Source organism: Hymenobacter sediminis, from assembly GCF_003231285.1.
GTDB lineage: Bacteria > Bacteroidota > Bacteroidia > Cytophagales > Hymenobacteraceae > Hymenobacter > Hymenobacter sediminis.
Map to the genome: position 1 here is coordinate 65,519 of NZ_QKNS01000007.1, position 24,378 is coordinate 89,896.

General features: G+C 54.1%; 15 protein-coding genes. 7 read left to right on the forward strand and 8 right to left on the reverse strand.

Annotation, left to right across the window (positions count from 1 at the left end):
* The first annotated feature begins 135 nt into the window (after positions 1 to 135).
* Positions 136 to 1,551 carry a glycoside hydrolase family 125 protein gene (locus DNI29_RS17880; RefSeq protein WP_110979507.1) on the forward strand — a complete coding sequence of 472 codons (1,416 nt, stop codon included), beginning with the start codon at positions 136 to 138 and terminating at the stop codon, positions 1,549 to 1,551.
* Between the two features lie 116 nt (positions 1,552 to 1,667).
* Positions 1,668 to 4,139 carry a glutaminase family protein gene (locus tag DNI29_RS17885; RefSeq protein ID WP_110979508.1) on the forward strand — a complete coding sequence of 824 codons (2,472 nt, stop codon included), beginning with the start codon at positions 1,668 to 1,670 and terminating at the stop codon, positions 4,137 to 4,139.
* A gap of 417 nt (positions 4,140 to 4,556) precedes the next feature.
* Here DNI29_RS17885 and DNI29_RS17890 read toward each other — a convergent pair whose 3' ends face one another.
* From DNI29_RS17890 to DNI29_RS17915, 6 genes are all read right to left on the reverse strand, one after another.
* Positions 4,557 to 5,345, reverse strand: coding sequence for an MBL fold metallo-hydrolase (locus tag DNI29_RS17890; protein ID WP_110979509.1), 789 nt, complete (start codon positions 5,343 to 5,345; stop codon positions 4,557 to 4,559).
* 192 nt (positions 5,346 to 5,537) lie between these two features.
* On the reverse strand, positions 5,538 to 7,100 hold the full coding sequence (locus tag DNI29_RS17895) for a hypothetical protein (RefSeq protein ID WP_123823309.1): 1,563 nt from the start codon (positions 7,098 to 7,100) through the stop codon (positions 5,538 to 5,540).
* Positions 7,101 to 7,628: 528 nt separating this feature from the next.
* The gene (locus DNI29_RS17900; RefSeq protein WP_110979511.1) at positions 7,629 to 9,524 is read right to left on the reverse strand and encodes a glycosyl hydrolase family 18 protein; all 1,896 of its coding nucleotides are present in this window, start codon (positions 9,522 to 9,524) and stop codon (positions 7,629 to 7,631) included.
* A gap of 1,507 nt (positions 9,525 to 11,031) precedes the next feature.
* Positions 11,032 to 11,919 carry an ACP S-malonyltransferase gene (gene fabD, locus DNI29_RS17905; protein ID WP_110979512.1) on the reverse strand — a complete coding sequence of 296 codons (888 nt, stop codon included), beginning with the start codon at positions 11,917 to 11,919 and terminating at the stop codon, positions 11,032 to 11,034.
* 129 nt (positions 11,920 to 12,048) lie between these two features.
* Complete coding sequence (locus DNI29_RS17910) at positions 12,049 to 12,384, reverse strand: hypothetical protein (RefSeq protein ID WP_110979513.1); 336 nt, start codon at positions 12,382 to 12,384, stop codon at positions 12,049 to 12,051.
* A gap of 78 nt (positions 12,385 to 12,462) precedes the next feature.
* The gene (locus DNI29_RS17915) at positions 12,463 to 15,309 is read right to left on the reverse strand and encodes a T9SS type B sorting domain-containing protein (RefSeq protein ID WP_110979514.1); all 2,847 of its coding nucleotides are present in this window, start codon (positions 15,307 to 15,309) and stop codon (positions 12,463 to 12,465) included.
* 234 nt (positions 15,310 to 15,543) lie between these two features.
* Between DNI29_RS17915 and DNI29_RS17920 the strand changes: the two genes are divergently transcribed.
* The 5 genes from DNI29_RS17920 to DNI29_RS17940 all read left to right on the forward strand — a co-directional run bounded on the left by DNI29_RS17920 (position 15,544) and on the right by DNI29_RS17940 (position 20,944).
* Positions 15,544 to 16,218, forward strand: coding sequence for a succinate dehydrogenase cytochrome b subunit (locus tag DNI29_RS17920; RefSeq protein ID WP_110979515.1), 675 nt, complete (start codon positions 15,544 to 15,546; stop codon positions 16,216 to 16,218).
* 19 nt (positions 16,219 to 16,237) lie between these two features.
* Positions 16,238 to 18,172, forward strand: a complete 1,935-nt coding sequence (locus tag DNI29_RS17925) for a fumarate reductase/succinate dehydrogenase flavoprotein subunit (protein ID WP_110979516.1) — start codon at positions 16,238 to 16,240, stop codon at positions 18,170 to 18,172.
* Positions 18,173 to 18,294: 122 nt separating this feature from the next.
* The gene (locus DNI29_RS17930) at positions 18,295 to 19,050 is read left to right on the forward strand and encodes a succinate dehydrogenase/fumarate reductase iron-sulfur subunit (RefSeq protein WP_110979753.1); all 756 of its coding nucleotides are present in this window, start codon (positions 18,295 to 18,297) and stop codon (positions 19,048 to 19,050) included.
* A 140-nt stretch (positions 19,051 to 19,190) separates the two neighbouring features.
* Complete coding sequence (locus DNI29_RS17935) at positions 19,191 to 19,718, forward strand: NADPH-dependent FMN reductase (protein ID WP_110979754.1); 528 nt, start codon at positions 19,191 to 19,193, stop codon at positions 19,716 to 19,718.
* A 92-nt stretch (positions 19,719 to 19,810) separates the two neighbouring features.
* Positions 19,811 to 20,944, forward strand: a complete 1,134-nt coding sequence (locus DNI29_RS17940) for a cytochrome-c peroxidase (RefSeq protein WP_110979517.1) — start codon at positions 19,811 to 19,813, stop codon at positions 20,942 to 20,944.
* A gap of 382 nt (positions 20,945 to 21,326) precedes the next feature.
* On the opposite strand, the gene ftsZ is transcribed toward DNI29_RS17940, so the two are convergent.
* Both ftsZ and ftsA read right to left on the reverse strand, forming a co-directional pair.
* A complete protein-coding gene (gene ftsZ, locus DNI29_RS17945; protein ID WP_110979518.1) occupies positions 21,327 to 22,835 on the reverse strand; it encodes a cell division protein FtsZ in 1,509 nt (502 codons plus the stop codon).
* Between the two features lie 108 nt (positions 22,836 to 22,943).
* Positions 22,944 to 24,335 (reverse strand): cell division protein FtsA, encoded by a 1,392-nt coding sequence (gene ftsA, locus DNI29_RS17950; RefSeq protein WP_110979519.1) that lies wholly within the window; start codon positions 24,333 to 24,335, stop codon positions 22,944 to 22,946.
* Positions 24,336 to 24,378: the final 43 nt, after the last annotated feature.

Consider the following 24,378-nt stretch of genomic DNA (forward strand, 5'->3'; position numbering starts at 1 on the left):
ATTAAAGCCGAATTTGCCTGCTTTGCTATACTAAAGGCCAAATACGCTTACGTTTAACCCGGCGCCCCCTACCCCTTGCCAACCAACTAAGCCTCAACCCACCAACATTTACGCGCGCTTTTCCTTCCTTTCCTTATGAATCGTAGAGCCTTTGTCCGAAACGTTTCTCTTCTAACTTCCAGTGTTTTCCTGTCCCAGCACTCCCTAGCCGCAGCGCCTAGTTTCCCAGTGGTGCGTCCTGCGGAAGCTAAGCGGCGGTTCCGTAGCCGCTCGGTGGAGGCTGCCATCAAGGAGTTTCAGCGGAAAGTAAAAGATCCGGAGTTGGGCTGGCTGTTCAACAACTGTTTCCCTAGCACGCTCGATACCACGGTTACCTACTCCACCCGCCAGGGCCGCCCCGATACCTACGTCATCACGGGCGACATCGACGCCATGTGGCTGCGCGACTCCTCGGCGCAGGTCTTTCCTTACCTCAACTTTTTAGGGAAAGACCAAGAACTGCGGCAGCTGGTAGCAGGCGTTATCAACCGGCAAACGCGCTGCATTCTGAAGGATCCGTATGCCAACGCCTTCTACGGCGACGACACGAAGGTCGGGGAGTGGAAGTCGGACATGACTCAGATGCAGGCGGGCGTGCACGAGCGCAAGTGGGAAATTGACTCGCTTTGCTACCCCATTCGTCTGGCCTATCACTACTGGAAGAAAACCAACGACCCCGCCCCCTTCGATGCCCAGTGGCAGCAAGCCATTCGTGCTACCCTGCAAACGTTTCGGGAGCAGCAGCGCAAGGAAAGCCTGGGGCCCTACAAATTTCAGCGCGAAACGGCCATTGCTACCGATACTCAGCCTATGAGCGGTTATGGCTACCCCGTCCGGCCGGTGGGGTTGATCTGCTCCTCGTTTCGCCCCAGCGACGATGCTACGCTTTATTCTTTCTTGGTACCGAGCAACTTCTTTGCCGTTGTGAGCCTGCGTCAGGCCAGCGAAATGATTACTGCCTTGGCCCAGGACACGAAAACAGCGCAAGAGCTGAAAACCCTGGCCGATGAAGTAGAAGCGGCGCTACGCAAACATGCAGTTGTGAACCACCCGCAACACGGCCAGATCTACGCCTACGAAGTAGATGGCTTTGGCAGCCAAGTACTCATGGACGACGCCAACGTACCCAGCTTGCTGGCTTTACCTTATTTGGGAGCCGTTCCGGCGACAGACCCCATCTACCAGAACACACGACGGTTTTTGTTATCCGAAAACAATCCCTTCTTCTTTAAAGGCCGTGCAGCGGAAGGTATTGGGGGGCCTCACGTGGGACAAGATATGATCTGGCCCATTGCCATAACAATGCGCGGACTAACCAGCAGCGACGACGCCGAAATCCGGACCTGCGTGCAAAGCCTGCGCGCTACCCACGCCAGCACTGGCTACATGCACGAAGCCTTCCACAAGGATGATCCGACCAAGTTCACGCGGGCTTGGTTCGCCTGGGCGAATACTCTCTTTGGCGAGTTTCTTTGGAAAGTTTACCAGGAAAAACCGCAGCTGCTGGCTTAAGGTAGCGGTAAATCGGACAGGACAAGGGCACTCCTTATTGATCAGAGTAGGGCTTCCCTTTGTGGCCCATTAAGCGTGCGAGACCCTCCTCGCACGCTTATTCAATTCCCCCAAGCATGAAAGGATTTTTATCTCTGTTACTGGCCGCAGGTCTAAACTGCGGCAGCTTGCTGGCCCAAACGCTACGCCCCCCTGCGTACCCACTCATTGCCCACGACCCCTTCTTTAGTGTGTGGACGTTCAACGACACGCTTACAGCCGCTCCCACCCGGCACTGGACTAGCGAGGAACAAAGCTTGGAAGGTATAGTGCGCGTGGACGGCAAAGCCTACCAGTTTCTAGGCAAGGCTGCTCCGCAATACCGGGCCGTAATTACCACGGTCCAGGAGCAGCCTTATACGGCGCAATACACGCTGACTACGCCAGTGCCCGGCTGGGAAAAACCAGGTTTTGCGGCAACAGGCTGGCGAACGGGCCCTGCGCCCTTTACCGACAACAAAACCCTCCGCGGTACCAACTGGGAAGGCGGAGACATTTGGGTACGCCGCTTAGTGCAGGTTGCTAACCCAGCCACTTCCGGCCCACTCAAGGTGCTGCTGCAGCACGACGACGGGGCTGAGGTGTATTTAAACGGCGTATTGCTCACGCGTCAGCCCGGGGCCAATGGCCGCTATCAGTACTTCGATGTGCCGGCCGCGGCCCGGCAATCGTTGCGCAAGGGACTGAACGTGCTGGCTATGCACGCCAACAGCCATGTGGGCGGTGAGTACCTGGATGCCGGTCTATACGAAGCCCTACCCCAGCCGCCGGCCCTACCCAGTGCCCAGCAGACCAGCGTGCAGGTAACAGCAACTCAGACCACGTATCAGTTTATGGCTGGGCCCGTACAGCTAACCGTAAACTTTCTCTCACCGCTGCTGCTCGATGAGCTCGAAACCGTAGCTCGCCCCGTGAGCTACATCACGTTTACTGCCACTGCCACCGACGGCAAGGCCCACCCCGTACAGGTGATGTTCACGGAGGGCGGAAACCTAGCTACCAACACAGGCTATCAACCCGTCACGACCCACGCTGGCCAAGCTGGCCCCCTAAGCTGGCAGTCAGTAGGCACGAAAACCCAAGCCGTGCTCGGTCAGGCTGGCGATAACGCCCGCATTGACTGGGGTCAGGCCTACTTGGCTGCCCCCGCCCCAGCTCAGCTTACCACGGGAGAGCCCCAAGCGCTAAGAAGCGCCTTCGCGAAAAGTGGCTCCCTAACCGCCGCTACCAAGCCACTCAGCGGCCAAGCTCAACGCTTGGTTCTAGCGGCAGTCCTCGATCTGGGAGCGGTAAATAAAGCTACGGAGCGTCACTTGCTACTTGGTTACGATGACATCTACTCGGTGCAGTACTTCGGCCAGAACTTGCGCGGCTGGTGGCGGCGCGACCCAGCCACGACCATGCCCAAAGTGCTGCAAGTAGCCGAGGCCGACTACGCTCGCCTCCGCCAGAAAAGCACTGATTTCGATAAGAAAATGTACGCTGATGCTCAGGCGGCCGGGGGCAAAGAGTACGCCGATCTTTGTCAGCTAGCATACCGCCAGACCATTGCCGCCCACAAAATTGTGGCCGGACCGAAAGGAGAAGTACTAACGTTTTCCAAGGAAAACTTCTCCGGAGGCTTCATTGGCACCGTTGACGTTACCTACCCCTCAGCCCCTCTCTTTCTGCTGTACAACAATGAGTTGGCTAAGGGACTGCTCCGCTTCATCTTCGACTATAGCGAATCGGGACGCTGGAAGAAAGACTTTCCGGCCCATGACCTAGGCACTTATCCGCTGGCTAACGACCAAAAATACGGCGAGGACATGCCGGTGGAAGAAGCCGGTAACATGCTCATCCTGACGGCTGCTGTTGTGAAGATGGATGGCAAGCCCGACTTTGCTCGCCAGCATTGGCCCGTGCTTACCAAATGGGTAGGCTTCTTGAAGCGCGACGGCTTTGACCCGGCCAATCAACTCAGCACCGATGACTTTGCCGGACATCTGGCCCGCAATGCTAACTTGTCGGTGAAGGCTATTATGGGTATTGCTTGTTACGGGCAAATGGCCCGGCAGTTAGGCGACCAAAAAACAGCCGACGAGTACACAGCCCTAGCCCGCGAGTATGCTGAACGTTGGGTAGATATGTCAAAAACAGGTGACCACTACGCCCTCACCTTCGATAAAACTTCCGGCTCATGGAGCCAGAAGTACAATCTGGTATGGGATAAGCTGCTCGGCTTGGACGTTTTTCCGAAAGAAATAGCCCAACAGGAAATAGCTTACTACCTCACCAAGCAGCAGCGCTACGGCCTGCCGCTGGATAGCCGCAAGACCTACACGAAGTCGGATTGGATTATGTGGACGGCTACCATGGCTAACAACCCCGCTGATTTCCAGGCGTTGATCAGGCCGGTCTGGCAGTTCGCCAACGACTCCCCTACCCGTGTGCCGCTAACCGATTGGCACGAAACCACGGACGCTAAGCAGGTTGGCTTCCAGGCACGCTCGGTGGTAGGTGGCTACTTCGTCAAAATGCTAGAGCAACGAATTGGGCAAAAGCCTTGATTTAACTTTATGCGGTTACTCACTGAATACACTGTTGGGATAGTGCCTTCCGTCAATCATGAACTCGGTGGCAGTCAACTACGCTGTCCGGTCTGATACGAGGGATGCTACTAAATCAGCTACCTCTTCTAGCGAGGCTATCAAGCCCTGTAAGCCTGTGGCGTAGTCACTACTGGCCCGCGCCGCCAACCGGTTCGACCAATCGCATGCGGCCTTCTTCTGCACAAAGCTAAGAAACATGATCTACGCGCATGCCTTTAGGTAACACTTCTGAAAAGGGTTTTTCATGTGTTGACGTTAGTAGCAAATAATGCTTAAATGGAAGCTCTAGCTGATCTCTATGTTCGGCTAGAGCAGAACTAGATTAAGCCAAGCTAATATCAGACATTATCCTGCTCACAGGCCGACATTGTTATTTTACTGGGCATCCGGGTACCAGTTACGTAGCCGTACGTCAATTTTCTTGTTAGCCGCATTCACGGTTTTTTTAAAGCTTTCGACGTCGCTCAGACCATTCTGCCCCCGGTAGTGGTACGGGTATACTATGCTCGGTTTAAAAGCCAGCACCCCCTGCGCGGCCTGCTGCACGTCCATGGTGTAGGGTAGGTTCATACACACAAAAGCCACATCAATACCCTTCAAGGCACGCATTTCAGGGATATCTTCCGTGTCGCCGGACAGGTATACGCTTTTCCCACCTAGGTTCAGTACGTAGCCATTGCCTCGGCCTTTGGGATGCCGGGAGTTGGCTACTTCGGGCAGATTGTACATCGGAACGGCCGACACGCGTAGGCCTAGTGTATCGAGCCGCTGGCCGTTGCTGAGAATGCGCGTCTGTGCTTTGTACTCGGTCGGTAGTTGGTCAGCCACTGCTTGGGGAACCACAAGCAAAGCCTTGCCGACGGAGAGGCCTGCCAGCGTCTTGGGGTCCAGGTGGTCGCCGTGAATGTCGGTAATGAGAATTACATCGGGCGCGGCTACCCCGGCGTAGGCCTGTGTCCCGCCGTACGGGTCTATATAAATTGTTTTGCCGTTCCAAGTAAATACCACGCTACCGTGCGTGATTGGCTGCACCGTAAGCGGTCCTTGTTTGGTGGCGATTTGATCAGCTGCTGCCCGCGATGCGGTAGCAGGGGCCGCACTTTGGGCTAACGCCTGCACTGTACAGGTCAGCAGTGCAGCCGTGATGACAAGAGTAAGCTTCATCTGTTATGGTGCCTATGTAAGAAAGGAATAAGAATGCTGTATATATCAAGAATATACCTTCCTCAGAAAGCCGCTCTAGAAAGCAGAGTCAGCAACCTCATCGGCCGCTATAGTCCAACTGACAACTCAGCTACCAGGATGGTTCAGGAGTTACCCTTGCCAAAACAGCAGGCGAGAGCAACTATTGGTCAGCTAGTGCATTGCGGCGATGCGCTTAAGCTCAGGATTTGTAGGTTCATAAGTGAGTCCTTTCTTAGCATAGGCCCGAGCACCAGCTAAGTCATTGGCTTTACCTGCAGCCACACTAGCCATTAGATAAATTGTGGCCACGATTGGCGGATCAATAGTAGCATCCTTACGGGCATAAGCTTGCTCGAAGGCGGTCAGGTACTTCTTGCCCTCGGTGCGTTTATTGCTTACAAAAGCGTCGTAAGCAGCGCGGCCATAGCTATATAAATAGGCTTGGCGCATAGGCCCACTGTTGCGCAGGAACGGGTAGTCGGTGCTGTACTTATCCAAACGCTGCAGCAAGCCTACCGAGTTGCGATGCACATTGATTTCATCCTGTACTACAGCTGAAATGAGCCCTTGTAGCTCGGGACTAGACTGGTTGAAGCGAAAGGCTTGCAATAATAGAGAAATAGCTTGCTGGCCATGCTGCTGAAGGGCCAACATGCGCCCGCGCTGCATGTAGTACACGTATGAAAGCGAGTGGCGCGTAGCCGAGTCGGCGACGCTACCCATAAACGTACTGTACACGCGGCGGTAAAGAGCCGTGTCGCCGCGCTCAAGTAAAAACTTCTGCGTCATTCCCTTAAAGTTGCTGACGCACTCGTCGCGGTACTTAGTGGCCGGCTGGCGGGCGTAGAATTCAGTCAGCAACTGCACATCCTCCAGCGTGTTATAGTTGCTGCCCTGCAGGCGTGCAGCTAGGCTCTGGGTGAGCAGGTATTTGGTTTCGGTAGCTGGATACAGTTTCTCTGCCTTTTGCAGGGCAGAGTGAGCTTTCTCGTCCTCGCCAGCCTGCAGGGCCAGTACGCCTTGGTTGTAGTACTGCAATGAAATAAGCTGAGGCAGCGAAATAGTCTTGTCGGCCTGAAACTTTTGCTTGAATATTTCTTCAAGCCCCTGCTGCTGAACCTCCTGCTGGCTGACGAGCTTGCCTTCAACCAAATAGTCTACATAGGCCTTCTTAAACTTGGCATCGGGTAGGAAGTAACCGAAGGTAGGGGCCGTAGTTTCCACCATGATGTTACTGGCCTGGGGGTCGGCTACTAGGTAAACATGAGTTGGCTTTTGGCGAATAGCATAGGGTAGCTTATAATGCTCGAAGATGAGAGCATACAGAGCCGAAGCACTCACGCAGTTATACACCCCACTCTGCACAGTACGGTCAAAAGTGGCTGCATCTTCGTACTTAGTCAGAAAGCGCTGGTGGGCTAGTTCGAAAATGCTGCGTACCTGCTTGGCCAGAGGCTTTGCGCTGATCTTGGTAGCATCAAGCTGGGCGTAGAATTCAGCTAAGCGCTGCTCTGCTTGCTGGAGTTCGGCGTTTGTGCTGGCAGGATTCACTGCCAGCAACTGAGCCAGATACTCTCGTTCCGTGCTAGGCGTTTTGGGAGCCAAAGCAGCCTCTTCAAATGCAGAAGTGTACGCTAGCCTGGAGTGAGAGCTGGCAGGAGTTGTTTGCGCCAGCGTAGGTACAGCTGCCAATAGTGACAAGGTCAGGATCGGGTAGCGTAATAGTTTATTCATAGAATAATGCGGAGAAACAAGGCGGCCAACCTCAGCCGTCAAATCTTTGCAAGATACTAGCTAGCGAAATGCTACCCGCACCTAAAATACAAAAGGTTGCCCTGCCAGAAATTGGAGCCATTGATGCCTTCAAACAGACAACCTGGGATTGAAATGGCACGCTGTTCAGGTCATTGGCGCTCTCAAAGGGATATCCAATAGGACCAACTGAAATTGTAGCAGGTACTTATATGATCAAACTTGATGAATAGATATTGTCTGTCATTTCACATACGCAAGAGTATAAACTAGACCTGCTTGCGATTATCAATAAAGTACCTTTACTCTGTGAGCTTGCAAATTCTGGGGCTATGGACATTAGCTCTTAGTTTAAGCCCACACCTGCCGCTAGTGAGGCGCATAAAGAACCCACCTTTCTGTAGGATCTGCTGAGAGCGAAGATGGCTTTCTGCAGCGGGTTGTACGCTACCAAAATGCCCCCAGCCTGCTTGGACCGGGGGCATTGAAAAAATGCTTGTATGTATCTGACTACTTCACAAACCGTTTCGTGATTTGAGTGCGGCCCTGGAGGCTCAGACGCAACGTGTAGATGCCAGTCGGTAGCTTGGCCACGTTGAGTCGGGTAGCCGGTCCAGCGCCCGTAGCCCACACGCGGCCCTGCGCGTCTACTACTTCGTAGCGACTACCAGTCAAGTCTTGGCTGGAGCGGATGAGTAGTTCGTTGGTAACGGGGTTAGGGTAAAGGTCAAGGGCAACCGTTTCTGCCGGTTGCCGACTAGAGCTGCTTGCTACTGCTGCCGCCCTACTACCCTGGCTGATTCGTACCCAGTTAATGTTCCAGCCGCCCGTCTGGGCATAGATTCCGAAGTTGTAGGTGCCGGCGTTGATGGTTACGGTCCGGGAAACGGTGGTCCAGGTCTGCCAGCTGCCCGTGCCCGGAATCGTGCTGTTACCCAGCTGAACAGCGCCGGCGTTTAGGTCCGAGGAAATAGTGCCGCCACCAGCTCCGCTGGCTACCCGGTACTCAATGGTGTAGGTGCCCGAGGTGGGGAAGTTGATGCCATTCCACACGAGGTAGTCGCCAGCATCTACGAAGCCCATATTCTGGCCGCCTTCCGAGCAGGTTTCCACCGTCATGCCGTTGTTCACGTTGGCGGCCTCGGCCTGCAACGTTACACTGAACGAAGGCGAGGTGGTCGTAACCGTGCGCACCCGTAGCGAGGTGGCCTTATCGTTCCAGTTGCCGGTGCCGAGCGGGTTGTTTACCAGGCAGGTATTGCCGGCGCTGCCCACCGTGAGGGCGGCGCCGCTGTAGTTGTCGTTTTCGTAGAGTACTACCTCGTAGCCGCTGTTCACTTTCAGCGAGGAGACGTCGTTGTCGAGGATACCCCGGGCCTGCAGTGCCGCTAGGGTGTAGTCGCCGGCAGGCAGGTTTACGGCCGTGCCCGTGTAGTTGCAGTCTTTATAGAAGGTTGCCACGCCACTACTAGCCGGATTGCGCTGCTGCACCACCTGGTTGATAGCAGTAAGCAGGGAGTTAGCCCCGGTGGCGTCGCCGGCCAGTTGCCAAATCATGATGCCGCTGCCCTGGTCAAAAGCCAAGTTAGTTTTGCTCTTGATTGTGGTAATGCCGTTGTAGCCAATACCTTGGAACAGATCGGCATTGGGGTCGGCACCACGCGCCACGAGCGAGGCAAACGTCTCGCCGCCGGCCTGACCGTAGAAGGGCACGCCCAGCACCAGCTTGCTCGCCGGCAGCCCACGCCCGCGCCAATAGCCCAGCGACTGTGAAGCCAGCTGATAGGTGGAGTGGGCCGGGGGCGTGTCGTCGTAGGCCATTACATTTACAAAGTCCAAGGCTGCGAGGGCGCGGTCCAGGATGGCGGGGCCAGCCCAGGTGCCTCCTGCCACAGCCGTTGTCAAGAGCTTGCCCCGGCTGTGCAGTTGGGTACCCAATTCCTGCATCACATTCGCGTAGCCGCCGGCCGTGTTGGCGTTCGGGTGTTCCCAGTCAATATCAATGCCGTCCAGCCCATATTGGTTAGCGAAGTTGATGAGGTTTGTAGCGAAGTTGCGGGTGTAGGTGGCATTGTTGCCGATGGAGGCAAATTCCGTTGGACTGCCATCATTCATCCAGCCACCTACCGAAATCAGCACCTTCACCCCGCGGGCGTGGGCGGTGGAAACCAAGCTTTGCAGCTTAGCAGGGTTGTCAATAGGGCGGAGCGTGCCGTCAGCGTTAGGCAGCAGAAAGGCGTAATTGATATGGGTGAGCTTATCATACTGGACACTGTTCACATCCCCTGTCCAAGAAGGTAAATAGCCGATAACCTTGAACTGGGCCCGAGCAGAGATACTACTGAGCAGAAGTACGCCTACTAGCAAGCTGGCCAATAGAGAGCGTAGAGGTGTTTTGGTTTTCATAGGGTATAGGTTGGAATGGAAAAAAGAAAGTGCAGATCAAAGTATTGGGGTACACCGACGCCTTACCCTTCGAGAAGGGCTATTGGCAGAAAGGCAATAGGTGGAAAAGGAGCGGACTGGCTGGTAGTAGACTACCTGCTTATTGGAAATAAAATTGCCAGGGGCGGGAGTCACTCATCGTCTAAGTTACTCTCAGCACAAGAAAGTGTAAACAAGCACACTGCAGATGTCGTGAGCAGCTAGCTTTGTTAGGTAAGTTATCAGAAATTGCTAGGAAAAAAATAGTGCATTACTGCAGATAAACAGCATATCAGTCATGGTTATACAGCTAATACACAACCTATTAAGGTAGCCGTGCTTCCATCTTAGATCAGTTTGCCGGGTTGGGGTGGATAGGGAAGTAGGAGGTAGCAATCAGTTAAAAAACACGTAAATTCTTTCTTTACGTCCGAGTCAACAGAGCCTCTATTGGGCTTTTAGTCATGACTTAGACCACCTTTTTTTAAGCTGATCATTGTGTTATCATGGGAAACCTAGTAAGAAACCATATGGCGGTGGTGTTGAGCAGGTCCAGTATGCAGATAAGATTTCCTGTTGCGGCATGAAAGTAAGCAGTACCTTGAACGTGTTGCTACGATACATTCGAACATTGGTAATGGGGCCTGTAAGACATGCAAGCCGCGTAAACGAATAGATCCCATTTGGCGTTGGTACGCGTCAATTGGGTGCCGTCGTGTACGGCTATATCATTGGCGGCAGTCAGCTTCTGATGGATGACTATGCTCCTTTCAGTGATCTTGCACCTGCCTAGAGATGTTATAGGCAAAATAGAAACGCTCACTATGACGCCATTCTCATCCAGGGCTAGAGGAAAGTGATGTATATCTACCGGAGAGCCGCTTTGCTTAGTACTACCTACTGAAATAGCAGCGCTGTCGTGCACCCAAGGTTAGGAAAGACGGCAGCAGAATTGCTGGAAAATTATACAAATATGCTAGAGGTGAAGCGTGCCAATTAACTTACTATCACAATTTAAAAACACATCATTAAAAGAATCAACTACATTCTTTTTTAACTTAAATATCAATATTTGTAACATAATTATTAATTGATTTTTTATCTACTTTATATCACTATGATTAATCATACCGTCGTAATTTTTAATAATATTGCATTATACAACCTATGACTATTAGTCTTATACAGTCTCCTACATTTAAATTTTATTATTCATCATTTATAGACACAACCTTTTACATAAGAATACTATGCAAGGCACTTGCATTTTCTATAGACAATTTGATTATCTATATTTCGTTGTATTTACTGTTCTAGGGCATACTAAAGAACATACCACTTCCGCCAAAAGGGATAATATTTTAAAAAACTTGCATTGCTATGTTTACAGTTCCAGTCATTTTAGGTATTCATTATATTTTAAGGCAAGGAAAATTAACAAAAAAGCCCACTAGCAAAAACTAGCAGGCTTTTTCAGTATAAAGTTGAATTATACGAGTGCCGAACTCACAGCCGCTTCTGGCGCAATTTTCTTCACCAAGCCTTGCAGAACTTTGCCGGGGCCGCATTCTACAAACTCGGTGGCACCATCGGCTACCATGCGCTGCACACTTTGGGTCCAACGTACAGGGGCCGTGAGTTGACGCACCAAGTTTTCCCGGATTTCGTCGGGGTCGGTGTGAGGGGCGGCGTCCACGTTCTGGTATACCGGGCAGATGCCAGCCGAGAAGGTAGTACCCGCAATGGCCTGGGCCAAGGCCGCTTCCGCCGACTGCATCAGGGGCGAGTGGAAGGCTCCGCCTACCGGCAGGGGTAGGGCGCGCTTAGCACCTGCCGCTTTCAGCTGCTCGCAGGCCAGTTCAATGCCACGCTGGGAGCCCGACACTACCAACTGACCAGGGCAGTTATAGTTAGCGGCCACTACCACGTTGCCACCCGCGCTAATTTCTTGGCAAATGCGGGCTGTAGTATCATCGTCGAGGCCGAGGATGGCAGCCATGGTGCCGGGCTGCTCCTGGCAGGCGGCCTGCATGGCCTGAGCGCGCTGGGCTACCAGGCGTAGGGCGTCTTCAAACTTAAGTACCTTAGCGGCTACCAGCGCCGAAAACTCGCCTAGGGAGTGGCCAGCCACCATAGCTGGATTTAAGTCGGGGAGCACGGCGGCCAGGGCCACGGAGTGCAGGAAGATGGCGGGCTGGGTAACATCGGTGCGGCGCAGGTCCTCATCGGAACCGCTGAACATCACGTCCGTGAGGGAAAAGCCCAGGATTTCGTTGGCCTGTTCCATCAGGCGCTTAGCCTCGGGGTGCTGCTCGTACAGGTCGCGGCCCATGCCGCTGAACTGGCTACCCTGACCGGGAAAAATAACTGCTTTCATCAGTTCAGATATACAGCAGCCAAACTGCCTTTCGGCAGTAGGCTGCGCAAGGGTGGAAAAACAAGTGCGCAAGCTGCACAAATCGGCCGGAATGCCCAAAGCTAAAGCAGGCAGCCTGGCCCAGAGCCGCTATTTTACTAGCACCCGGGTTACCTGGCCGGTCTGCTTATCTACGTTCACGGCCGCGTTATCGGGTTTTATTCCTACCCTATCGGAGCGCTTGACCAGTACCTGCCAACTGGTGCCGGCATCAACCACCGTCATGGTTTGCAGCTGATACACGGCCGAGTCGGGCTGGGTGCGGAAATAGCGGCTGGCCAAAGCAGTAGCCTGGGCCTCGGTAGTGGCTGCTGCATTAGTAGCACTGGTAGGCTCAGCAGAAGCCGGAGCAGTGGTAGAAGCTGAATTTGTTGAAGTGCAGGCAGCCACGGAGAGCAGCGCAAAAAGTGGAGCAAGTCGGTTCATAGGCCAAAGAAAGCATAGTACATCAAAAAAGGCGGCCAAGCTGTGGAGCTCGGCCGCCTTTTTTAGACTGAGGGATACTTAGCGGTTGATCTGCACCCAGCCTTTAAATGTGCGCTTGGTGCGGTTAATGTCCTTGAACTCAACCTCGGCCTGATAGAAATACATGCCTTCCGAAACACGAGTACCTGAGCCTATTTCGGCGTTAGTGTTTCCGCCGCTCCAGTTGATAAGCGGGTCCTTATCACTTTCGTAGACCTTCGTACCCCAGCGGTTGTAGATTTTCACTACGGTGCGCTCAATGGGGCTGAACACCTTGGGCCGGAACGTGTCATTCTTGCCGTCTCCGTTCGGGGTGAAGATATTGGGCAGCAGGAACAGTAGACAGTTATCCTTGCACTCCTTGTTGCTCAGGGCGCTCACGGCCCGGTTGGCATCAATGGCTTGCACTGCGTAGCAACCGGCCGCGCTTCGTAAGCCCTGGTGGATGTACGTGGTTTGAGTTCCAGGTACCCGAGCCAGTTCTTTTAGCGGCTCGGTGTCGTTGGGGGCGTAGAAAATGATGTACGAAACGATGTCACGGCTGCAATCAGCCGTTGGTTCATTGCTGAGTGTCCAGCTGAGGTAGTTATTATAGATTTCTCCGTCAACGGGTGAAGTAGCTGGCAAATCGAACAGGCGGCTCGCCAAACTGTCGCAGTTTGTTGGCTTAAGCGTTAGGATTGGCGTACACGGAATGGGTAGCAGTGACACGCATTGCTCTTGGCTCAGGTTGATCAGCGAGTCAGCTAGTGCGGCGTTGTAAGTGCCGTTTGTTTTCACATAGTAGCAGTAGGTTTCGCCTTTCACCAAGGGCTGAGCCGTGGTACCTCTGTCTGTAAATGTGCCACCGGTTGCAGTGCCCGTTACCTTACCTACGGGTGTAAACGTGCCGTTGGGTAGGCGGCGGTAAATGGTAGTGGGGCGTTTTGAATTATCCCACGGTACATTGTAGGTCCAGGTCAGCCCGATGCTGTTCGTTAATGGATTTGGTGTTGCCTCAATCCGCACGCTGGAGGCCGGTGCGGGCCGCTCCCAAATGGTGTCCCGGGAGCCGGGACTCGCTACCCGGAAAAATTCCAAGCGGTAGCTGTAGGCATTTTCCGTTGTGTTCAGCCCCGTATCTACCCAAGTGGTATCATTCAGGCCAAATACCCGGCTAAGGCGGGTGAAAGCTGTAGCGTTCTGACCCACCGCCCGCGACAGGCGGTAGCCATTAGGAGAGCTAAAAGGAGGTGTGGAGGTTGGCTTGTTCCACTTCACGGTAATCTGGCCGTTGGTAACATCGGTACGATCCACCGTCACATTGGTCAATCGCGCCGGACGACCTACTACTTCCAAGCAAGCTTCATTGGATGCAATACTGGCCCCACCGGCCGGCCGGGCAAACTCTACATAAATGCGGTAGCAGTAGTTTTTCCCGCGCTCTAGTCCCCGGCCGCTATTGTCGTCCAGGAAAGTTTGGCTTCCTACGTTGGTACTGCCGATAAACGTGTACCCTCGTGAGGCTGGAATACCCGTTTCGCACTCGCCGGGCGTCCAGCCGCTGGGTCCCTCCCGCCGGTACACCCGGATCTGGGCGCCGGGGTTCTGGCAAAGGTAGCTGCTCCAGTCCAGGCGGGCAGTATTGCCCACCGGCGTCACCCGCAAGTTCTCGGGCGGCGGCCCTATTACCGTAATCCGCATCGACCGCTCATCAATCAGCGGCGTTCCGCTGGTAGGCACATCGGTAGCCTTGAACAGCACCTGGTAGGCATCGGAGCGAATATTGGCGCAGGTAGGAGTCCAATTCATGGTACCGCGGGCGGTAGGCGGCCCCTGGGAATTCTGCACGAAGGTAGCCGGCGGGAATATCCCCCCGAAGGCTTCCAGCAGAATACGGTTGTTTTCAGGGTCAGTAGCCGTCACTACCACCGGCGGAATCGGGCGGCCAGCTATAACGCAAAGGTCAGGAGGCACAATCAGGGTAGGCCGCAGGTTGTTGCTGGGCGTTACGGTAATCTGCATATCCCTTACTACCTCTCCAATCAGGCGCGCCCGCACGCCGGGCACCCGGCGCCACTCGCGCACTACAAATGCTATGTTATAGTCACCGGTGACCTCTGGCGAGTTCCAGACAATCTGACCAGTACGCGGATCCATAGTGAAAATGGCTTCTCCATTCTCAACAGCTGCTGGCGGGCCACTGTAGGGAACCTGCCGTCCTCCGAAAGAGCGGTCATTGGGCCAGCGGAAGCCCGGAACCGTATTGGCAATGATAACATTGCGCCGGTCAATGGTGCCCTGAATCGTGCCAGCTTCTTGGCTTGGTACCAGTTCGAAAGACAACGAGTCGCCATCGGCATCGAAGGCAGCCGGATTGTGCAGAAACACCTGCCGACGGCTGGCCTGGTCAACAGCAGGCGCCGTGAGCACCGGCGAACGGTTTATCCCTATCAGCGGATCAATGATAATATCCGTGTAAATGTAGAAGGACTGCTGGTCGGAGTTGGATAGGTTAACCACCGACCGGACCCGATTCTCACTTACATAGCTCACCCGGTAAGAACCCGGCGCGTTGTACGTATGACTAAACTCGAAGATGTTGCGCTGCAGGCCCGGACCTAAGGGCGTTTTACTGGTTACCGGAATACCTCTCAGTCCGCTGGACGTATTATCACCGTAGAAAATAGTCACAACGTCTTCATTGGCCACGTCTTGGCCCAAAGCAATGTAGAGTACCAGCCGGAAGTTGATTTTCCTTGGATCAGCGGGGTCCACGGTAGCTTGTATGTCGCCGGCGCGTAAGTGAGTGGCGTGGGCCGAGGAGGCGGCTCCTAGCCAGGCTACTAGCAATAGTAGCCCGGCCAGCAGATGCCGTACCGGGCGGTTCAGTAGCGGAAGATTCATAGAGTCAGCGTATTGGTAGGCGGAGAGGAAGGAATGGGAAGTTCAGGAAAAACCCAGCTAGAACCTAACAAATACTACTGCATTTGGGTTAGGAAGTCGGCCAAGGTATTAACGGAGCCGGCTGGGTATAGATTCACTCTAACGACGAAGCCTTATTCAGATTGTTTCCTACTAGGTTGGGGGCTACCTTTGGCCGTTACAACTGACCTACCCACACCCCTTCAGTAGCTCTCTATGAGTTGGATTACAAAAACCTTTTCCAGTAGCATCGGCCGTAAAATCGTGATGGCCGTAACGGGCCTGTTTCTCTGCACCTTCCTGGTAGTACACTTGGTTGGTAACCTGCAGCTGTTCAACGCCGATAATGGAGCAGCCTTTAATGCCTACTCCGAATTTATGGGCCACAACCCCCTGATCCGGACGATGGAAATCGTGCTGGTATTGGGCTTCGGCTTCCATATTTATGATGGCTTGGTGCTGGCCGCCAAGAACCGCGCCGCCCGTGGCAACCAGCGCTATGTAGTGGACCACATTGAGCAGAATAGTTCTTGGCACTCGCGCAGCATGGCACTTCTAGGTAGCATCGTGCTGTTCTTCCTAATAGTGCACCTCTACAACTTTTTCGGCTCCCTGCGCTTCACCGATGTGCCGCGCGACGCTAACGGTAACGAGGACGCCTACGCTCTGGTAATTTCTGCTTTTAAGAACCCGTTCTACGTAGTGCTCTACGTGATAGGCCAAGTAGCCCTGCTCTATCACTTGCTGCACGGCTTTAGCAGCGCCTTCCAGACGCTAGGCCTCACCCACCGCAAGTACACGCCAGCCATCAAGTACATTGGCTATGGCTTCTCGATCATCGTGTGCGCTGCTTTCGCCGCCATGCCGATCTACTTCTACTTTTTCAAATAAGTCCTAAACTCGACCGCCGATGTTTCCGGATTCCAAAATTCCCGAAGGCCCGTTGGCCGAAAAGTGGGATAAGCATAAATTCAACGTTAAGCTCGTAAACCCCGCCAACAAGCGGAAATACGATGTTATTGTAGTAGGTACCGGTCTGGCCGGTGCTTCGGCAGCAGCTTCGCTGGCTGAGCTGGGCTACAACGTAAAAGCATTTACTTACCACGACTCTCCGCGCCGGGCTCACTCGATTGCCGCGCAGGGGGGCATCAATGCTGCTAAAAACTACCAGAACGACGGTGACTCCGTGTACCGCCTGTTCTACGATACTATCAAGGGGGGTGACTACCGTGCCCGCGAGGCCAACGTGTATCGTCTGGCCCAAGTATCGGTAAACATCATTGACCAGTGCGTAGCGCAGGGTGTTCCTTTCGCCCGTGAATACGGCGGACTGTTGGCTAACCGCTCCTTCGGAGGAGCCCAGGTAAGCCGCACGTTCTACGCCCGGGGCCAAACCGGACAGCAGCTACTGTTAGGTGCTTACTCAGCGCTTTCTCGTCAGGTAGCTTATGGCAAAGTGAAGCTCTACACCCGCACCGAAATGCTGGATGTAGTTATCGTGGATGGTCAGGCGCGGGGTATCATCACCCGTAACCTGATTACCGGCGAGATTGAGCAGCACGCGGGCCATGCTGTGGTACTAGCTACCGGCGGGTACGGCAACGTGTTCTATCTGAGCACCAACGCTAAATACAGCAACGCTACGGCAGCCTGGCGTGCACACAAAAAAGGGGCTTACTTCGCTAACCCCTGCTTCACCCAGATTCACCCTACCTGCATCCCGGTATCGGGCGATTACCAGTCGAAGCTGACGCTGATGTCGGAGTCGTTGCGTAACGACGGCCGCGTATGGGTACCGAAGGAGAAGGCTACGGCCGAGCGCCTGCGCAAGGGCGAAATCCGGGTGAACGATATCAAGGAAGAAGACCGTGACTACTTCCTGGAGCGCAAATACCCCGCTTTCGGTAACCTGGTACCGCGCGACGTAGCTTCGCGCAACGCCAAAATGATGTGCGACGAAGGACGTGGGGTAGGCAGTTCTGGCCTGGCCGTATTCCTTGACTTTGCCGACGCTATTAAGCGCAATGGCGCTGACTGGGTAAGTCAGAAGTATGGTAACCTGTTCGATATGTACGCCAAGATTACCGGCGAGAACCCCTACGAGCAGCCCATGCGTATTTACCCAGCCGTGCACTATACCATGGGTGGCCTCTGGGTAGATTACAACCTGCAAACTACGGTGCCCGGCCTGTACGCAACTGGTGAGTGCAACTTCTCAGACCACGGTGCCAACCGCCTTGGCGCTTCGGCTCTGATGCAAGGTCTGGCCGACGGCTACTTCGTAATTCCCTATACCATTGGGGACTATCTGGCTCAAACGCCACCTAAGCCGGTTACTACTGAGCATCCGGCCTTTAAAGAGGCTGAAGCCGAAGTACGCGCCCGCGTGCAAAAGCTGATGAGCATCAATGGCACCCGCACCCCTGACGATTTCCACAAGGCCCTGGGCCACATTATGTGGGAATACTGCGGCATGGCCCGCACCGCCGAGGGCTTGCAACACGCCAAAGCGGAAATTCAGAAGCTGCGCCGGGAATTCTGGAGCGACCTGAAACTAGTGGGTACAGAAGCTGAGATGAACCAGGCACTGGAGAAAGCCGGCCGCGTTGCCGACTTCCTGGAACTGGGCGAGCTGATGGTAGATGATGCCTACCACCGTAACGAAAGCTGCGGCGGCCACTTCCGCGAGGAATACCAGACGCCTGAAGGCGAAGCACTGCGCGACGACGAGAACTTTACTTATGTGGCTGCCTGGGAATACACTGGCGATAACCAGGTTTCGGCACTTCATAAGGAAGATTTACGTTTCGAAAACGTGAAGCTTACCCAACGCAGCTACAAGTAGTGAGCCTGAGCGCAGGGGTGGTTTCCCTACCCCTGCGCTTCGCTTCAACCTCTCACTACCTCATACTCACTACTCAATACTCTTGAAATAAAATGGCTGGAAGTAACCCCAATGCCAAACCCATGAACCTTACCCTGAAAGTGTGGCGGCAGAAAAACCGCAACACACAAGGTGGCATCGTGGATTACCAGGTAAAAGACATCTCCCCCGACATGTCGTTCCTGGAAATGCTGGACGTTCTAAACGAGGACCTACTGCGCAAGGGCGAAGAGCCGGTTGCCTTTGACCACGACTGCCGCGAAGGTATCTGTGGCTCGTGCAACCTGTTTATTAACGGCCGTGCCCACGGCCCGGAGCCGGGCACGACGACCTGCCAGTTGCACATGCGTAAGTTCAACGATGGTGACACCATTACGATTGAGCCCTGGCGTGCTAATGCTTTCCCTGTAAACAAAGACCTGAGCGTAGACCGCTCAGCGTTCGACCGGATTATTCAGGCTGGTGGCTATATCTCGGTAAATACCGGTGGCACTCCCGACGCCAACGAAATTCCAATTCCGAAGGAAATTGCAGACCGTGCGTTTGAAGCTGCTACTTGCATTGCTTGTGGTGCCTGCGTAGCATCCTGCAAAAATGCCTCGGCCATGCTGTTCGTGTCGGCTAAGGTATCGCAGCTGGCTTTGCTGCCGCAGGGCCATGTAGAACGTAAGTCGCGGGTAGAGAACATGGTAGCTCAGATGGATAAGGAAGGTTTTGGTGCCTGCACTAACATCGGCTCTTGTGCTGCCGAGTGCCCTGTGGGCATCTCGCTGGAGAACATTGCTATCCTGAACCGCGAATTCCTGTCGGCCAAAGCAACTTCGAATAACTTGGCATAAAGTTTCCGGTTATTCCGAAAGGATTCCAAAAAGCGAAACGGACTTCCGTTTCGCTTTTTTGTTGCTCTTTTATTTACGACGAGTAAGGGGGCCTACCCTCTTACTCGCCTCCAAACCTCATTTATCAACGCCCCTCTTTGATGATTACCATCATTGCCGGTACTAACCGGCCGAACTCCCGCGCCCGCCGCGTGGCCAACTTTTACGCAGAGTTACTTGCCGAGCACGGCGCCGCCGCCCAGTTGCTGGACCTGACAGAGCTTCCGCTGGACTTCACTACCTCTGCCCTGTATGCTAACACTGGCCGGCACGACGAATTTAACCGACTAGTTTCCTTGGCAGAAGAGGCTGATAAGCTGGTTTTCGTGGTTCCGGAATACAACTGCTCTTTTCCCGGCGTGCTGAAGGCGTTTATTGATGGGCTCCCCTACCCCGGTGGTATCCGTGGAAAAAAAGCTGCCCTCGTGGGCCTAAGTAGCGGAAGCCAAGGCGGAATTCTGCCGCTTAACCATTTAACGGACGTGTTGATGTACTTGGGCACAGCAGTGCTACCCGAGCGAGTTCGACTACCCTTTATTGATCAGCATCTGACTACTGAAGGCCAAATTACAGAACCGCTATATCAGCAGCTCTTGCGCGAACAGGCAGCACGCTTACTACAATTTTAGGAAGAGTCCTGTACGTTGCAACCACAAACAGCAGAGCTTAACAATTCAGGCGAATAGTGGTAACTTGAGCTACCTGCTTAGTAAGGCTGCATATGGCTTCTATTTCTTTACTTCGATTCGGACGCTGGGTATTGCTAGCGGCAGCGCTACCTACAAGCTGGTTGACAGCTTGCAGTTCTTCGGGCGGTGAAGAAGCTGGCCAGAATCCTACCGTAACTACTCCCTATGCCTTGGTGCTACCCACCAACCTTCCGCAGAACGTGGGGGTACCCAGTGACAACCCGCTCACGGAGGAAGGGGTAGCGCTGGGGCGTAAGCTATTTTATGAAGTCCGATTGTCGCGCACGGGCACGCAGTCGTGCGGTAGCTGCCACCAGCAAAGCAAGGCGTTTACGGATGGGTTGGCCAGAGCTGCTGGCGTAGACGGTCAGCATGCACGCGGCACTATGTCGCTGGCTAATGTGCTATGGGAGAAAACTCTGAACTGGGATGGAGCTGCTACCAGTCTGGAACAACAAGCTCGGCTGCCTATCGAAAATCCGCTGGAAATGCACCAGTTGCTGGCTACTGGCGTGCAAAAGCTTCAGCAGACTGACCTCTACCCTCCGCTTTTCCAGCAAGCCTTCGGGAGTAGCACCATCACCGAAGCAAACGTCCTCAAGGCTCTGGCTCAGTTTGAGCGGACCTTGATTTCAGCTAACTCGCGTTACGACAAATACATCCGTAAAGAAGGCACGCTTACGGCAACTGAACGGGCGGGAGCTGCTTTGTTTGCCAACCACCCCGACCAGGTGAGCGGCTTTTTCGTGCGCGGCGCCGCTTGCCACCATTGCCATATCAGCGAGGATGGCCTGTTCAGCTCCCCCGACTTCTTCAATAATGGCTTGGACGTAGCTTTCACGGATATCGGGCGGGCAGGCGTTACCAATCAAAGCACCGACCGGGGTAAGTTCCGCGCTCCTACCCTGCGCAATATTGCCCTGACTGCTCCCTACATGCACGATGGCCGGTTCCAGACGCTGGAGCAGGTTCTGGACCACTATAATGAACACGTCCAAGCGGCTAGTCCGGGGGTAGATGTCAATGTGCTGATGTCTAACACACCCGGTGGCACCCGGCTGGATCTTACCGCCACGGAGAAAGCCCAGCTTGTTGCTTTCCTCAAAACCCTGACGGACTCCACTTTTATTACGGATAAACGGTTTTCTGATCCGTTTAAGCCCTAGCCTACTCTTTGGTTCAGCACTAAAGAGGTGAAGACACCTTTTTCACTGTCAGGTTTTCTATAGCTCTTTGCTAGCCTTTACTGCCATTGAGGGGGTAGGGGCTGGCTTCACTCCGCACACCTTCTTTCCTCTTATGCCCTTCTACCGTCTATTTGGGTTTCTATGTGGCGTTCTGCTACTAGGTGCCTGTATGTCAGCGCCACGCTCGCAGCGAGGAAGAATGTTAAATCCCGACCGAGAAATGGCTGCACCAGCTCAGAACGCCTCCGATTCGCTGGCCATACCTACCGACTCATTACCGCCTCGACCCTAACCAAAAGTAAAAGCGCGGGCCACTCCGATGAGTGGCCCGCGCTTTTTTACCACCTCTACTAGAGGCAGCCTAATCTACATTATCGTGCAGGAAGCGGTTGTCGCCTAGTAACTCGTTGTCATCCGAAAGGTTGAAACGGCTGATATTTTCTTCTGACGAGGGCACAACGTTTTCCAATTTTACCTGCCGACGCAGGTAAGCTGGGGTTTCCAATTGGTCTTTGATAGCATCGTTCGTAAGTCCGTTGCTCAGGGCCTGCAGGCGCTGCCGACGCTCTTCCGCACGCGCATCCAACGACGGACGGGGTAGCGCATGGTGTGTAACTGCGGGCTGTGGAGCAGCCTGCTGATACAGAACCGGATCGGGGGCGGGAGCAGATGGAGCCGACACTACCGGCGGAACGTAGCCAACCGGAGCCGGAGAAGCCTCCAAATCATACTTTACCGGCTGAGCTTCGGGGGTAGCAGGCACCGGCGAGCCGAAAGTGGGCACCACCGGAGCCTCCTGACGGTCTTTGTCAAAAATATTGATTTGTGGGTCAGGTTGATTGCTGGCCGAGTTTTCTGTCTCATTGCTGCTGCTACGCGCTACCACGTTGGTAATGTTGTGCGCGTCGCGAGCGAAACCAGTGGCAATTACCGTTACCCGGATGCTCTGGCCCAGGGTCGGATCAATACCGTGGCCAAAGATAACTTCGGCATTCTGGCCGGCTTTGTCTTGGATGTACTCCGTGATTTCCGTGAGTTCATCCATTTCCAGCTCTGCCTGATCACCCGACATAATGCTGAGCAGAATTTTCTGGGCTCCGTGAATATCGGTGTTGTTCAGCAGTGGCGAAGCCAGTGCCTCCTCAGCTGCACGCTGGGCACGGTTCTCACCCTCCGTGATGCTGCTACCCATTACGGCTGCGCCCGAGTCCTTCATGACGGTTTTCACGTCTTCAAAGTCCACGTTCACATCGGCCGTAACCGTAATGATTTCGGCAATAGACTTGGCAGCCGTACTCAGCACGTTATCAGCCTTCGCAAAGGCCGAGCGGATGGGCAGATTACCGTAAATCTCACGCAGCTTATCGTTGAGAATTACCAGTACCGTATCGCAGTTGTCGCTCAGCTCCTTAATGCCGTGCTCCGCCTGCTGGCGCTTTTTCTTGCCTTCAAACATGAAAGGCGCCGTCACGATGCCTACCGTGAGAATACCAAGCTCTTTGGCAACTTTGGCAATTACGGGCGCCGCGCCAGTACCAGTACCGCCACCCATACCTGCCGTAATAAACACCATTTTGGTACCATTGCTGAGCAGCTCCCGAATCTGTTCGCGACTCTCAATGGCGGCCTGCTTGCCACGCTCTGGGTTAGCACCAGCTCCTAGCCCTTCGGTAAGGTCAGCGCCAATCTGCAGGCGGTTTGGCACCGTGGAGGAAGCCAGGGCCTGCTTATCGGTATTGCAGATGACGAACTCTACGTCCTTGATGCCTTGGCTGAACATGTGGTTCACGGCATTGGAGCCGCCTCCCCCCACGCCAATCACCTTGATGATGGACCTAGATTGTGCCGGAATATCGAAAGTGAAATTCATGAGTTGGGGTCAGTTATAAATTATGAGCTATGAAGTAGGAAGTAGGAGTTGTCATTCTGCTTGTGCTTCGGGCAACTCATACTTCCTAACTACTAACTCATAACTAACTTAATATTGCTTGTCGTCGAAGTCATCAATAAGCAGCCCTTTTGTGCGGCTGATGATCTTCTGGAAGAAGTCGCCGGCACCCGACGATTTCTTGGGTTGCTCTGGGGCCGGCTGTGGAGCCGGCTGCGGTTGCTGGGCTACCGGTTGCGGGGCCGGGGCGGGGGTAGGCCGAACCTCGGGCGCTGCACGGTAGTAGTTCTGCTCAGGCTCCTCGTATCCACGCTGGGCTACCCGGTTATCGATGGAGCGGTAGCCGGCCAGCACAAGGCCCACCGTAGTAGCATACATCGGCGACTTTACTGCCTCAATCTTGCTTTTGCCTAGGTGCTCATTAGGGTAGCCGATACGGGTATCCATACCGGTTACGTACTCCGTGAGCTGCACTAGGTTCTGCAGCTGCGAACCACCGCCCGTCAGGACAATACCGGCAGCCAGCTTGTCGTGGAAGCCCAGGCGCTGAATCTCAGCATACACCAGCTCAATAATTTCTTCCATCCGGGCTTCAATGATGTAAGCCAAGTTCTTGAGAGAAATTTCTTTCGGTGCCCGGTCGCGCAGACCAGGAATGCTTACAATTTCATACTCAGAAGCTTCCTCAGCAATAGCCTTTCCGAACTTCACTTTCAGCTGCTCGGCTTGGTTTTGCATCACCAGGCAGCCTTGCTTGATGTCGGAGGTGATAATGTTCCCGCCGAAAGGCAGCACGGCCGCGTGGCGAATGATGCCATCTTTGAAGATAGCTAGGTCAGTGGTGCCGCCCCCGATGTCAATCAGAGCTACACCTGCTTCCTTTTCCTCGTCGCTGAGCACCGACATGCTGGAGGCCAAGGGCTCCAAAATGAGGTTATCGATTTCCAACCCAGCCTTGGTAACACACTTATTGATGTTATTGATGGCCGTGCTTTGTGCCGTGATGATGTGAAAATTGCCCTCCAGCCGCACACCCGACATACCCACAGGGTCCAGAATTCCTTCCTCGTAATCCACCTTGTAGTCTTGGGGCATTACGTGAATGATTTCCGAGCCGGGTGGGGTTACCAGCCGGTACATGTCGTTGGTGAGGCGGTTCACATCGTCCAGCGTAATTTCATTATCGGCAGAGGCGCGCGTGATGCTGCCATTGTGCTGCAGGCTCTTGATGTGCTGCCCGGCAATGCCCACGTTCACTACCCCAATGTTGATGCCTGACTGCTCCTCGGCCTGACGAATAGCTTTCCGGATTGCGTCCACCGTTTTATCGATGTTCGACACAATGCCGCGCACTACCCCCTCCGACACAGCTTTACCCATGCCCAAAATTTCGAGTTTGCCAAACTCATTCTTACGCCCTACTAGGGCGCAGATTTTGGTGGTACCAATGTCGAGGCCGACTACAATCTTATCGTGTTGCATGGGAGGAGGGCGAGAGAGTTGCGGTTGGTTGCAGGAAAAGGGG

What these genes read in the sequence shown, in the direction of transcription:
- DNI29_RS17935 (WP_110979754.1), top strand. Translation starts at nt 19,191, where the DNA reads ATGATTACCATCATTGCCGGTACTAACCGGCCGAACTCCCGCGCCCGC.
- DNI29_RS17920 (WP_110979515.1), top strand. Translation starts at nt 15,544, where the DNA reads ATGAGTTGGATTACAAAAACCTTTTCCAGTAGCATCGGCCGTAAAATC.
- DNI29_RS17895 (WP_123823309.1), bottom strand. Translation starts at nt 7,100, where the DNA reads ATGAATAAACTATTACGCTACCCGATCCTGACCTTGTCACTATTGGCA.
- DNI29_RS17885 (WP_110979508.1), top strand. Translation starts at nt 1,668, where the DNA reads ATGAAAGGATTTTTATCTCTGTTACTGGCCGCAGGTCTAAACTGCGGC.
- DNI29_RS17910 (WP_110979513.1), bottom strand. Translation starts at nt 12,384, where the DNA reads ATGAACCGACTTGCTCCACTTTTTGCGCTGCTCTCCGTGGCTGCCTGC.
- ftsA (WP_110979519.1), bottom strand. Translation starts at nt 24,335, where the DNA reads ATGCAACACGATAAGATTGTAGTCGGCCTCGACATTGGTACCACCAAA.
- DNI29_RS17900 (WP_110979511.1), bottom strand. Translation starts at nt 9,524, where the DNA reads ATGAAAACCAAAACACCTCTACGCTCTCTATTGGCCAGCTTGCTAGTA.
- DNI29_RS17880 (WP_110979507.1), top strand. Translation starts at nt 136, where the DNA reads ATGAATCGTAGAGCCTTTGTCCGAAACGTTTCTCTTCTAACTTCCAGT.
- DNI29_RS17925 (WP_110979516.1), top strand. Translation starts at nt 16,238, where the DNA reads ATGTTTCCGGATTCCAAAATTCCCGAAGGCCCGTTGGCCGAAAAGTGG.
- DNI29_RS17890 (WP_110979509.1), bottom strand. Translation starts at nt 5,345, where the DNA reads ATGAAGCTTACTCTTGTCATCACGGCTGCACTGCTGACCTGTACAGTG.
- ftsZ (WP_110979518.1), bottom strand. Translation starts at nt 22,835, where the DNA reads ATGAATTTCACTTTCGATATTCCGGCACAATCTAGGTCCATCATCAAG.
- DNI29_RS17940 (WP_110979517.1), top strand. Translation starts at nt 19,811, where the DNA reads ATGGCTTCTATTTCTTTACTTCGATTCGGACGCTGGGTATTGCTAGCG.
- fabD (WP_110979512.1), bottom strand. Translation starts at nt 11,919, where the DNA reads ATGAAAGCAGTTATTTTTCCCGGTCAGGGTAGCCAGTTCAGCGGCATG.
- DNI29_RS17915 (WP_110979514.1), bottom strand. Translation starts at nt 15,309, where the DNA reads ATGAATCTTCCGCTACTGAACCGCCCGGTACGGCATCTGCTGGCCGGG.
- DNI29_RS17930 (WP_110979753.1), top strand. Translation starts at nt 18,295, where the DNA reads ATGAACCTTACCCTGAAAGTGTGGCGGCAGAAAAACCGCAACACACAA.